1 protein-coding gene is annotated in these 686 nt (G+C 55.5%); it reads left to right on the top strand.

Annotation, left to right across the window (positions count from 1 at the left end; all coding sequences use genetic code 11):
- On the top strand, positions 1-686 hold a 686-nt coding region (locus tag DW677_RS09150), incomplete at both ends, for a relaxase/mobilization nuclease domain-containing protein (protein WP_181968335.1).

Below are 686 nucleotides of genomic sequence, written 5' to 3'. Positions count from 1 at the left end.
AGCGGAAAGTATATCTCCGCTTATGAATGTGATCCGGCCACTGTGGCGGACGAGTTCCTTTTGACAAAAGCCAGCTATGCCGCCATGACGGGGCGGGAACAGAAAAAAGAAAATGATGTGCTGTGCTATCAGATACGGCAATCCTTCTATCCGGGCGAGGTTCCCCCGAAGGAGGCAAACCGTATCGGCTATGAACTGGCTATGCGCTGGACGAAGGGGCGGCACGCTTTTATCGTTACCACGCACACCGATAAGCAGCACATCCATTGTCACATTTATTACAACTCCACCACCCTTGACTGCACCCGGAAATTCCGAAACTTTTGGGGCTCCAGCTTCGCCCTTCGGCGGCTCTCTGACAGGCTGTGCCTTGAAAACGGGCTGTCCATTGTAGAGAACCCGAAGCCCCGGAGCAAGGGCAAGTATCGGAATTATGGAGAATGGCAGAAAGAACGAAAAGGGCCGCTTTCCTATCAGGACAGACTGCGCCTTGCCATTGATACTGCGCTGGCGGAACGCCCCGCTGATCTGGACGAATTTCTCAATCTGATGAAGCGGGCCGGATATGAGGTCAAGAAGGTTCGGGGCGGCGGTATCAGCTTCCGGCTGACCGGGCAGGGACAGGAACGCTTCACCCGTCTGCGCGCCTCCACGCTGGGGGACGGCTACGACTTGCAAGATGTTCT

Origin of the sequence: Clostridium sp. AM25-23AC (assembly GCF_003435125.1) — a bacterium.
Classification (GTDB): domain Bacteria; phylum Bacillota; class Clostridia; order Lachnospirales; family Lachnospiraceae; genus Pilosibacter; species Pilosibacter fragilis.
This window is presented reverse-complemented; position numbering and strand designations above follow the sequence as displayed.